The 11,546-nt window shown below is 63.6% G+C and carries 11 protein-coding genes; 3 read left to right on the top strand and 8 right to left on the bottom strand.

What is annotated here, in order from left to right; all coding sequences use genetic code 11:
* The first annotated feature begins 4 nt into the window (after positions 1-4).
* The gene (locus PQQ95_RS20110; protein WP_408439727.1) at positions 5-997 is read left to right on the top strand and encodes an ATP-binding protein; all 993 of its coding nucleotides are present in this window, start codon (positions 5-7) and stop codon (positions 995-997) included.
* Positions 998-1,123: 126 nt separating this feature from the next.
* Positions 1,124-2,590 (top strand): M81 family metallopeptidase, encoded by a 1,467-nt coding sequence (locus tag PQQ95_RS20105; protein ID WP_408439726.1) that lies wholly within the window; start codon positions 1,124-1,126, stop codon positions 2,588-2,590.
* A 34-nt stretch (positions 2,591-2,624) separates the two neighbouring features.
* On the opposite strand, the gene PQQ95_RS20100 is transcribed toward PQQ95_RS20105, so the two are convergent.
* From PQQ95_RS20100 to PQQ95_RS20070, 7 genes are read right to left on the bottom strand one after another with little or no spacing between them, the layout of a single operon-like run.
* Entirely contained in the window at positions 2,625-4,286 is a 1,662-nt protein-coding gene (locus PQQ95_RS20100) for a serine hydrolase domain-containing protein (RefSeq protein WP_408439723.1), read from the bottom strand.
* Between the two features lie 9 nt (positions 4,287-4,295).
* Positions 4,296-5,315 (bottom strand): dipeptide epimerase, encoded by a 1,020-nt coding sequence (locus PQQ95_RS20095; RefSeq protein ID WP_408439721.1) that lies wholly within the window; start codon positions 5,313-5,315, stop codon positions 4,296-4,298.
* 22 nt (positions 5,316-5,337) lie between these two features.
* Positions 5,338-6,699: an MFS transporter gene (locus tag PQQ95_RS20090; RefSeq protein WP_408439719.1), complete on the bottom strand. Its 1,362-nt coding sequence runs from the start codon at positions 6,697-6,699 to the stop codon at positions 5,338-5,340.
* Between the two features lie 24 nt (positions 6,700-6,723).
* A complete protein-coding gene (locus PQQ95_RS20085; protein ID WP_408439716.1) occupies positions 6,724-7,152 on the bottom strand; it encodes an ExbD/TolR family protein in 429 nt (142 codons plus the stop codon).
* A 28-nt stretch (positions 7,153-7,180) separates the two neighbouring features.
* Entirely contained in the window at positions 7,181-7,612 is a 432-nt protein-coding gene (locus PQQ95_RS20080; protein ID WP_408439714.1) for an ExbD/TolR family protein, read from the bottom strand.
* Positions 7,613-7,615: 3 nt separating this feature from the next.
* On the bottom strand, positions 7,616-8,404 hold the full coding sequence (locus PQQ95_RS20075; protein WP_408439711.1) for a MotA/TolQ/ExbB proton channel family protein: 789 nt from the start codon (positions 8,402-8,404) through the stop codon (positions 7,616-7,618).
* Between the two features lie 55 nt (positions 8,405-8,459).
* Complete coding sequence (locus PQQ95_RS20070; protein ID WP_408439708.1) at positions 8,460-9,098, bottom strand: energy transducer TonB; 639 nt, start codon at positions 9,096-9,098, stop codon at positions 8,460-8,462.
* A 375-nt stretch (positions 9,099-9,473) separates the two neighbouring features.
* On the opposite strand from PQQ95_RS20070, the gene PQQ95_RS20065 reads away from it, so the two are divergent.
* Positions 9,474-10,184: a response regulator gene (locus PQQ95_RS20065; protein ID WP_074289684.1), complete on the top strand. Its 711-nt coding sequence runs from the start codon at positions 9,474-9,476 to the stop codon at positions 10,182-10,184.
* Positions 10,185-10,289: 105 nt separating this feature from the next.
* On the opposite strand, the gene PQQ95_RS20060 is transcribed toward PQQ95_RS20065, so the two are convergent.
* On the bottom strand, positions 10,290-11,531 hold the full coding sequence (locus PQQ95_RS20060) for an NAD(P)/FAD-dependent oxidoreductase (protein WP_408439706.1): 1,242 nt from the start codon (positions 11,529-11,531) through the stop codon (positions 10,290-10,292).
* Positions 11,532-11,546 lie beyond the last annotated feature (15 nt).

The following is an 11,546-nucleotide window of genomic DNA, read 5'->3' as shown; positions in this document are numbered from 1 at the left end:
GACCATGCAAAAACCCCGCTTCGACTCCGCTTTTTACCGCCTGCTCTTCATGATGATCTCGATTGTTCTCGTGACGCAGATCAGTGCAGGCTTTCTGCTGTTCAAGCTCTACAGCACGGCTGTTTTCAAACCACCTCCCGGCATGAGCGCGCCGTTGCAGTGGTGCGCCGCGGTGATGATCCAGGTCATGCCGGCACTGATCTCGGCCTGGATCGGCGCGCGTATGCTGGCGGCTCCCTTCCGGTCGCTAGCCTTGGGGGCCGCTGAGTTGTCGAGGAATATCGATGCGCCGCCTATCAAGGAAGCAGGCCCCATCGAAGCGCGTCAGGCCGCCAGGGTGTTCAATACGATGCAGGCGTCGCTTCGGCGGCAAATGAGCGAGCGTAATCGCTTTCTCGCGGCGGTGTCGCACGATTTGCGCACACCGCTGACACGCATGAAACTGCGTCTCCGCTCCGCTGAGAATGTCGAATTGAGTGAGCGGCTCAGGGACGATATTGACGAAATGACGCAGCTGCTGGAGGCAACGCTATCGTTTCTACGCAATGAAGAAGTGGTTGAGCCGTTCAGTCCGGTCGATATCAATGCGCTGGTGGATGCAATCGCGGAAGACGCGGCCGAACACGGTCAACGGGTGACGATCAGCGGTGAGGTGCCGCCGATATCGGCTCAGCCGCTCGGCCTCAAACGCTGCCTGACGAATCTGGTTGCCAACGCGATTCGATACGGAGAAGACGCACATATCCGTCTGACCGACGCGCCGTCTTATGTGCGTATCGAGATTGTCGATCACGGTCCCGGCATTCCGGAGTCGCAACTTGAACGGGCGTTGGAGCCGTTCTACCGGGTGGAAAGTTCTCGCAATAAGAACACGGGAGGAACGGGGCTTGGTCTCGCCATCGCGAACGACGTCGTGAAGCGTCACGGCGGCGAGTTGGTGTTGCGCAATAGCACGGAAGGTGGATTGGTGGCACAGGTCACGCTGCCGCGTCGATAGAACGGGCGATCGGATCGACCGTAAGCGAAGCGCTATTTCACGCTTGATACAGAGTGCTCACAAAGCGGAAATAGCGCGTGCTTATAGTCGTTTCACACCCTTCAATCACATCTGGCAGACCTCACCATGAAGATATACACGGCTCAGCTTTCGACCGAAACGAATACGTTCGCCCCGTGCCCGACCGGTTGGGGCGGCTTCGAAGAGAGCACCATTTTTCACGGCGATGCGAGCTTGCGCGAGCCCGACGGCATGGGTCATGTGCTCGCGGAAGTGCGGCGTCTTGCGGAGGAAGACGGCCACGAAATCGTTGAGGGACTGTGTGCCGAAGCTCAGCCGTCCGGCCGCACGATTCGCGCGGTTTACGAGTCCTTGCGGGACGAAATTCTCGAGGGTGTAAAAACCGCCTTGCCGCTGGATGCGGTGATTCTGCTGCTGCACGGTGCGATGGTGGCGGAGGGTTACGACGATTGTGAAGGTGATCTGCTCGCCGGCGTTCGCGCCATTGTCGGGCCCGGCGTTCCGATCTCCGTCACGCTCGACCCGCACTGTCACTTCACGCAATTGATGAAGGCATCGGCAGACGTCCTGATTGCTTACAAGGAGTATCCGCATATCGACGCCATCGATCGGGCGCGCGAGGCCTATCAGTTGGCGCTTGATATGGCTGCCGGGCGCATCCGTCCGACGACCGGCGTATTCGACTGCCGGATGGTCGGTGCATGGCACACCACGAGCGAGCCGATGGCGGGGTTTGTCCGGCGCATGCAGTCGCTCGAAGGACACGACGGCGTGCTTTCGGTATCGCTCGGCCACGGCTTCCCGTGGGGTGACGTGCCCGAAGCCGGTGCGAAACTCTGGGTGGTGACGGACAACGATCTCGCCAGGGCCGAGGCGCTGGCGGCGCAACTGGCACGCGAATTCTGGGAGCTGCGCGACGCGACCCGCCCCGCATGGCTCGATATCGATTCCGGACTGGATCGGGCGCTGGCGGTCGAGGGCGGCCCGGTCGTACTGGCGGATGTCGCGGACAATCCCGGCGGTGGCGCGCCGTGCGACAGCACGTTCATTTTGCGTCGCGTGGTCGAGCGGCAGATTGCCGATGTGGCGATCGGGTGCTTCTGGGATCTCGGCGCCATTCAGATTTGCAAGGACGCCGGCGTGGGGGCGACGCTGGATCTGCGCATTGGCGGTAAATGCAGCGTGTACTCCGGAGACCCCGTGGACTTGCGCGTTACTGTGCGTGGGGTGGTTGAGCGGCACACACAAAGCATAATGGGCCTCGAACAGCCGCTTGGCCGGGCTGTCTGGGTCGAAGCAGCCAATGGGCTCGATATCGTGCTGATATCGGTTCGCACTCAGGTGCTGGGTGTAGACGCCTTCACCGGTCTTGGTATCGACTTCGCGTCAAAGAAGCTGGTGGTCGTGAAATCGACGCAGCATTTTCAGGCCGATCTCGCACCGCGCGCGAAGGCAGTTTTCCACATCGCGGCGCCAGGTGCGCTCACGACGGCGTTTGCCCAACTGGACTATCGCCATCGCGATCTCAACTATTGGCCGCGCGTGTCGAATCCTTTTACGTCAGCACCGTGAATGCTTGCCGGCGCGGTCCGCGCGCCGGCAAGCGTCAGGCGTCGGCCTGCACCCGCGTGAAGGCGAGATGCCGGGTACGCGGGGTATCGACACGAAAGGCTGTGATGTTTGCGCTTGCGGTGTCGCGCGTCAAGGTGACGATGCCGGTCATGATGTCCATCGGATCGACCGGCGTCAAACCGAAGACATCGCTGGCCAGCGGTGTGAGACGGTAGTCACAATGGCCTGCTGCACCGTGCATACGAAGGACGAGCGCGTCATTGTCGAGTCGAATGATTGCGCGGGCGTTGGCGTCGTGGCTTGCGAACGTGCCGGACATCGCGGTGGCGAGATGCGGTGTCATCGCGGGCGCTTCTCCGAGGCGTGCGAACGTTTCGGTATGGCCGCAATGCACGATGCGCAAACTTGAGAGGTCGTCAGGGGCGCACGCTGATCCCCAACGCAACGCCAACAGCCCGTCCGCGCTGGCTTCGATCCGCACGTCGTTCAGATCATCATCGCTGTCGTACAGCGGCATCGACGGCTTTGGGCAAAGCAGTCCCGTCAGCACCAATGCACCTTCATGATCTTCCAGCGCATACACAGCGCCAGTGCTGGACGACCGGTAGCTGCCGAGGCGCGCCGCATGATCGGCGGCGCGTGCCGCGGCAGGCGGGGCGCCGTCGCTAAGCTCGCCCGCGAGCACGATGTCGACGACACGCTTCGCAAGTTCAAACGGTGCATTGACCGCGCCGTTGCTGAGCAGTACGACGTCAAGCCCGTGCGCCGCGGACAGCAGCATCTGGCAGGTCCCGCCGACGACACCGCCCGAATGGTGTATCAATCCGACACCTCGATAGACGCTCTGCTTGAGACCGAGCGAGTATTGGCTGCGCTGGCCGCTGGAGAATACCGGCAATGCCAGCATCTGGGACCAGGTATCGGTGTTGCCGACGATCTTGTTGCTGCACTGCAGGTGCGCGGTCCATCGCAGCATGTCGTCGACGGTCGAGACGATCGAGCCTTCACCCAGCACTTCCCACGAGGGAAAGATGCCGCGCCGGAATCCGCCCTGGCCATCGGGAACATGCATCGTCGCGATGCCGCGCTCGATCGTCATGTCGTTGGGTACGCACGCGGTGTCGCGCATGCGCATGGGGTTGAAGATCTGCGTTGCCATGAACGTGTCGAACGGCATCCCGCTCGTGCGCTCGATGGCGAGCGAAAGCAGGTGGTAGCCGCCGTTCGAATACATCATGCGTTCTCCCGGCGGAAAGTTCTCATCACGTTGACGTTGCTGCGACGCCAGCAGGGCGCCATGCGGCGAGATCGCCAGACCCTGCGTCAGCAGCGCAAGGTCGAGCGCGCATCGCTGCCCGCCGCGATGCGACATCAACTGCCGCAACGTCGGTGCGCCTGCTGCCGGCGGTAGTTCCGGCAGATATGCGCCGATTGGGGCGTCGGCATCGAGAACACCTCTCTCGCACAGGAGCAGCACAGCGAGGCAAGTGAAATGCTTGCTGACGGAGCCGATGCGCATGCGTGTAGCCGGCGTGTTGGCGATACCGTGTTCGAGGCTGGCCATGCCAAGGCCGCGCCGATACAGCAGTTGTCCGCGATACACAATGCCGGCGACCAGCCCGGGTGCATCGGTGCGTTGATAAGGCGCGAACAGTGCGTCGAGCCGCGTGGTCGTGGCGGATGTATCGGGTGTCATGTCGATAGCTCAGCGAGAGGACACAGTGACGCCCGTGTGGCCCCAGATTTGGGGCGGGCAATGCAGCAAGCCGCAGGTGTACGCGACACCCGCCTCGCGATCGCGTGCGAGGAAGATCGGTGCGTCGAGATCGACGTAATCGCACTGTTGCCCCAGCAGAAAGGCGGGCGCGATCGCTAACGAGGTGCCTGCCATGCAACCGACCATCACCGACAAGCCGGCCTCACGTACCCTCGCGGCAAGGTCGAGCGCGCACGTCAGGCCGCCGCATTTATCGAGCTTGAGGTTGACGATATCGTAACGGCGCGCCACGGCGCACAGATCGCCGAGGTCCTGAAACGATTCGTCGGCCGCCAGTGGGATTGGACAATCGATATTCTCGAGACAGGCGTCCGCGCCGATCGCGAACGGCTGTTCGAGCATGCCGATGTCAAGCTGTTGCAGCACCGGGATCATCGCGTCGAAGTGCGCACGCGACCACCCCTGGTTCGCGTCGACGGCGAGCGGCACGTCCGGGCGTACCTCACGGATTGCCGCGAGGCGCGCGGCGTCGGCGGCGGTGCCGTCGAGCTTGACCTTCAGCGCCCTGGCGTGGGTCAGTATCCGCGCGGCCTCAGCCATCGCATGCGGCGTGTCCACGCCGATCGTCATCGTGGTCAGCAACGGGCGCGGAGCGGGCAGGCCCGCCACGCGCCAGACAGGCATGGCTCGCTGTTGTGATTCGAGGGCCCATAACGCCGCATCGATCGCGTTGCGTGCGCCGCCGGGCGGCAATGCATCGAGCAGCTGCGCGCGCGTGATGCCCGCTTCTATCGACGCGCGCACGCTCTCGATTTGCGCGGCGATCGATTCAGGCGTTTCGCCGAAGTAAAAGACCCCGGATGCTTCGCCGTTGCCAGCGTGGAGTCCGTCGTCGATGGTAACGCTCACGAGGCGAGCGGCGTCGATAACGTGACCGGTGATGTGGAACGGAACGGCCAACGGCCAGCGTTCGATACGCAGCGAGAGTGAGCGTGTGCGGGATGGCATAAGAGAGGATGGGAGGAGAGAATCATGCATAGCGTTCGATTGCCTCGCGTACACCGCGGCCGGCCGCGCGCATCAAAATGCAGGCGGCAAAGAAGCCGAACGCCGCCACGCAGACAATCGACCACAGCAGGCCCTGGCTGAGCGCGTGCAGACGATCCGACATGAAGCCGATAAACACCGGACTGCCGGATTGCACGACGATCGACGTCAGCGCGCCAATCGCCGCCACACGCGAGCGCAGATGCGCCGGGCAGATGTTCTGCATGATGGTGGGAAACAGCACCATGCCTGCGACCATGCAGGCGAGTTGCACACCGAAGAGCGCATAGACCGGAGTAAGCGAGTCCACTGCCAGATAGAGGAACGACAGGCCGCCGGCTACCAGTGCGCCGCATTCGCAGACACGCAGTGGCGCGAGCACGCCGAAGCGCGCTCTCATGCGGCCGGCAACGAGTCCGCTGAGCACGCAACCCGCGATGCCGCCGGCCATCGCCGCTACACCCATGCCGCCGCCGGCTTCAGCCGGCGTAGCGCCGAACGTTCGCACGGCCACGACCGGCATCCACGTCGCTACTCCGCCGAATGCCAGGTTGACCAGTCCGATTGCGCCGAAGAACTTGAGCATCATGATGGCTTCGCGCCGGAAGTAGACCGGAGCGGACGGCAGCGGCGCGGAAGACCGCTGACGCGCTGCGGATTCTTGCATGTCGCCGTGCTGTCCGGGCCGGACGAGTAAAACCAGCACGACCAGCAGAGGCGCCGGCAACGCAACGGCAAAGAACGCGAGCCGCCACGGGGCGAGATCGGCGAGTCCGGCGGGTAGTGCGCCGTGCACTGCTGCGATGCCGTGCATCAGCGCGCCGCCGAGCGCCATCCCCGCACCCGCGCCCAACAGGTTGGCGAGGGCGAAGATCGCATTGGCGAGCACGCGTTGACGCGCTGGGAAGAGATCGGGAATCAGGCCGTAGATCACCGGCACCAGCCCGGCTTCGCCGATCCCCAGGCCGACGGTGGCGATGAACAGCTGCCAGAAGTGGCTGGTCATGCCGCAGATCGCGGTGGCGGCGCTCCAGACGAGCACGCACGCCGCCAGCACCATGCGGCGATCCACGCGGTCGGCGACCCAGCCGATCGGCAGGGAAGCCACGCCGGCGAAGAGGGCGATGCCCGCGCCTTGCATCAGGCCGATTTGCGTGTCGGTCAGTCCGAAATCGTGGCGGATGGGCTCCGTCAGCAAGATCAGCATCTGACGGTCGACGAACGCGAAGAACGCCACGATCACGAGAATCGCGAGACCAAACCATGCGAGCGGTCCGGCGCGTGAATCCGATGGTGGGCTTTGGCCCGCTACGGGAGCGGGCAAATCGAGGTTGGAGTCGAACATGGGAGCTGTGTGATGAGAGGACGGTTACTGCATGAACTGCTCGTTGCCCACGAGCCCGATGTGCGTCGCGCCGAGTCGCTGCGCCGAGGCCATGACCATCGCGACGGCGCGATAGGGCGCGGCCTTGTCGGGCCGCAAATGCAGCTCCGTCGGCGCGGGATTGGCGGCTACGTCGCGCAACCGCGTTTCCAGTTGCGCGCGCGAACTCAGCGTCTCGCCGTTCCATGCGATGGTGCCGTCGGCCGCGATATCGATCTGCACCACGGGCGGCGTCTGCGGTTGCGAAGGCGGCGTGCCGGTCGGCATGTCGAGCTTGACCGCGTTCGTCTGGATGGGAATGGTGAGGATCAGCATGATGAGCAGGACGAGCATCACGTCGATCAACGGCGTGGTGTTGATCTCGACCATGACTTCGGCGTCGTCTGCGTCGCCGGTGGGCATCGTCATCGCCATCTTGGGTCTCCTTGTCGGTATGGATGGATCACTGGCGCGGCGGCGGTTCGGTGATGAAGTCGACCTTGGCGATGCCGGCCCGCTGGCAGGCGAACACCACCCGGCCGACGGCGGCGTAGCGCGCGTCGAGATCGCCACGGATGTGGACTTCGGGCTGCGGTGATTGCACCGCGACTGCCTTGAGCTTTTCGACGAGCGTGGCCGCGTCAGGGATGCGCCGTTCGTCCCAGAAGACGTCGCCTTCTTTCGTCACGGCGAGAATCACGTTCTGCGGCGTTGTCTGCAGCGGCTGCACGGCTTCCTTGGGCAGCGAGACCGGCACGGTATGCGACACCACCGGAATCGTGATGAGGAAGATAATCAGCAGCACCAGCATCACGTCGACCAGCGGCGTCGTGTTGATGGCCGCCATGACCTCGTTGTGATCGTCGCCGTCGCGGGTTCCCACGGTCATGGCCATGGCTTACCCCACGCGTGAGAGGGCGGCGGCCTTGGTCGCGGCCGCGGCGCCGGCGGTGGTCTTGCCGGTCAGGATCACAATGTGCAATTCCGCCGAGAAGCCGCGCACGCGTTCCATGACGGCCTTGTTGCGACGCACGAGCCAGTTATAGCCGAGCACGGCCGGCACGGCGACAGCAAGACCAATCGCGGTCATAATCAGCGCTTCGCCGACCGGGCCTGCGACCTTATCGATGGATGCCTGGCCCGCGATGCCGATCGCCGTCAGCGCGTGATAGATGCCCCACACCGTGCCGAACAGGCCGATGAACGGTGCGGTCGAGCCAACGGTGCCGAGAAACGCGAGGCCGTCCTGCAGGCGGCTCGAGACTGCGTTGGTTGCGCGTTCGATGGCCGCCGCGACCCAGTTGTTGAGGTCGACCTGTTCGAGCAACGCGCCTTCGTGATGGTCGTAGGCAGCGATGCCCCGCTCGGCGATGAAGCGGAACGGACTGCCGGCGTCGAGTTGGCGCGTGCCTTCGTTGAGATTGCCTGCTTTCCAGAAACCCGCCTCCGCCGCCTTCGCGCGGCGCAGCACACGCGCCTGTTCGAGCAGCTTCGCCACGATGATGTACCAGCTGCCCATAGACATGATGACCAGAATGAGCAGCGTGCCTCGCGCGATGAGATCGCCGCCCTTCCAGAGCGCATCGAGGCCGTAGGGATTCGCCACCGTATCGGTGGCGGCGTGGGCGGCGCTGGCCGCGAGGGACAGGGCCGTCAGTAAGGCGGCCGTGCGGGTACGGTTGATCATGAACGTCTCCTGAAATGCGTTGGCAAATAAAAAGGAACGGCTGTCGTGGGCAGCCTCAATCGAGCTTGAAAGAGAAGGGGACTTGCACGCGGACTTCCTCGCCCTGCGCGACGCAGTGGAACTGCCGCACGGCGTTTTCGGCCGCCCGGTCGAGAACCGGCGCGGCCGATTGGGTCACGCTCAGATCCTTGACGTTGCCGTCGGTGCCGACGGTGAACGTCACGACGACATCGCCGGTCAGGTTGTCCTTGAGCGCTTCACGCGGGTAGCGAATGGCGGCGCGTACTTGCGTCGAGTTCGGACAAACGACGCCGACGCTCCTCGCCACCGGTGCGGCGGGAGCGGCGGGTGTCGGCGGCGCGACCGGTGCTGACGGCACAGGCGTGGTCGACTGCGTGGTGATCGCGTTCGGCGCCGGCGGTGCCGCGACGTGCACTTCGGGTGGCGGCACGAACGGCGGTGGTGGCGCGACGTGTTTCGGCGGTGGCGGTGCGATCCGCTTCGGCGGTGGTGGAGGTGGGGGCGGCGGCTTGATCTCTTCGATAATGCGCGTCTCGATCGGCTGACGAATCACGTCCACGACTTTCGTCGCGAGACCGGTGAGCAATGCGTAGACGATCACGGCGTGCAATCCGACCACGAAGGCAATGCCGGCCATGCGCCGGGTGGGCGGTTTGGGTTGTGCGTAGTTCATTTCCCGTGTGTCTCCTGCCTTGATATGACTTGGGATCTACGTTAAAACCCGGGCATTTCTGGTTCATATCGGCTTTGTATCTGCGCTGACACAAACGCTTTCTGGTTTGGAAATGGTGCGGTACGAGGCGCAAAGCCAGGCGGGGCGGTGGGAGTGGATGATGCGCAGCGGTGTTGCCTCGGGAAAATCCGGATCGGGTTATCCATGACGCGCGCCTTCGCCAGACACGCTGATTTCTCCCGACCGCCTTGCAGGGCAAGGCGCAGGGCAATTATTTCAAGGCTGCAACAATTCGTGCAAAAAGCCCTTATATTGAGAGGCAATAATGAGCGCGAGGGCCACACCACACCGTCGCAACTTCGGAGAAGAGACGCCGTGAACAAAGCGATCCGTATTCTCGTCGTCGACGACGACTCGCAGATTCGCAGTCTGCTGTGCGACTGCCTTGCCGACTTCGGCATGACGACCGCGCAAGCCGCCACAGGTGCGGAAATGCATCTTGCGCTCGGGGAGGGGGGCTTCGACCTCGTCGTGCTCGACCTGATGCTGCCGGATGACGACGGCCTCAACCTGTGTCGCGAGATTCGTGCGACTTCGGAGATTCCACTGATCATCCTGACCGCGCGCGGCGAGATGACCGACCGGATCGTCGGGCTGGAACTGGGTGCCGACGACTATGTCGTCAAGCCGTTCGAGCCGCGTGAACTGGTCGCGCGCATCCAGACGATCCTGCGCCGCGTGCGCGCGCAAACGCAAGGCCGGACGAGAGCGCAGGAAGAGAGCCGCTTCGCCGGCTGGCGGCTTCACCAGACCGGCCGCCACCTGATCGCCGCCGACAATACGGTCATTCCATTGTCGAACGCGGAATTCCGTTTGCTCAACGCGTTCCTCGCCGCACCGGGACGTGTGCTGAGCCGCGAATATCTGATGGACACCGCGCGCGGCAAGTCGATCGATGCGTTCGACCGCAGCATCGACGTACAGATATCACGCTTGCGTCAAAAGTTGCGCGAGGATATCAAGGAGCCGAAGCTGCTCCGGACGATTCGCGGCGAGGGCTACATGCTCGATGTCAGTCACCGTTAGGCGTAGCGCGCTGCCGGGTGCCGTGATTGCACGCGTTCTCGATGCGGCGATCGATCCGCATGCAATCGTACGTGTGACCGGATCGAGCTCGCCGCCCAGACTGCTTTAGAACCGCTCCACCCTGAACGGACGCATATCCACGAGCGTCTCCTCGCGGGTCATCATCTCGGCGATCAACCGGCCCGTGACCGGGCCGAGTGTCAGCCCATGATGCGCGTGGCCAAATGCGAACCACAAGTCTTTGTGATGGGTTGCGGGCCCGATGATCGGCATCATGTCGGGCGTGCAGGGGCGCCGTCCCATCCAGGGTTCGTCGTCGAGACGCTTGCCCAATGGAAACAGCGTACGCGCAATCGGCTCGACCGCGGCGAGTTGCGTGGGCGTTTTGGGCGCGTCGCGGTGCGCGATTTCCGCTCCCGTGGTCAGCCGGATGCCTTTTGCCATGGGGGCCAGCAGGTAGCCATTCTCGACGTCCAGAACCGGATGATTCAGTTGGGCTGCAGCCTCAGGCGCATAGTGCATGTGGTACCCGCGTTTGACGGCGAGCGGCAAGCGGTAGCCGAGCCGCGAACTTAAGCGATCCGACCATGGCCCCAACGCGACTACGGCCGACGAAGCCGTAATCGTTCCGCCTCGCGTATCGACCGCCCAACCCTCACGAAGCGAGTCTGCATCACCAAGGAAAAACCGTCCGCCCAGCGCTTCGAAATACTTCGCGTAAGCGGTGACGAGTGCATTGGGATCGCTCACGGAATCGGACGCCGTGTAGCGCAAGCCGCCTGGCAGCGTTTTGTCGAGATCGGGTTCCTTCTGTTGCAGGCGGCCCGCATCCAGCGATTCGAACTCGACGCCATATTCCCGCTGCCATTGTTCAGCGAGCCGAATTTCCGCTTCCCAGACTTTTTCGGTGCGAAACACCTTGATCCAGCCGGTGTGGCGCAACAACGCGCTCGCGCCGGCTGCGGTAGCCAGCGCGCGGTGCTCGTCCACGCAATGCTCGATCAGTGTTGCGTATGACTTTGCGATAGCCGCATGTTTGACCGGGTGCGAATTGCGCCAGTATTGCCACAGGAACGGCGCGGTCTTGAGTATGGCATCGGCATGGTAACGAACGTCCGGCGACTGGTTGCGCGCGTAGCGCAGCAAGGTGCCGAGGTCGCGCGGAAAGGCATAGGGATACACACCTTCGCGCTGGATCAGGCCGGCGTTGCCGAACGACGTTTCGTTGCCAGGCTGCTTGCGGTCGACCAGCGCGACGCTGCGGCCGCGTTTCTGGAGATGCACGGCAGTGCACACGCCGACAATCCCCGCGCCGAGCACAACGGCATCGAATTTCCGTGTGGTCATGAACTCACCTGTTGC

This window comes from Paraburkholderia caffeinilytica (assembly GCF_046030355.1).
GTDB lineage: Bacteria > Pseudomonadota > Gammaproteobacteria > Burkholderiales > Burkholderiaceae > Paraburkholderia > Paraburkholderia caffeinilytica_B.
This window is presented reverse-complemented; position numbering and strand designations above follow the sequence as displayed.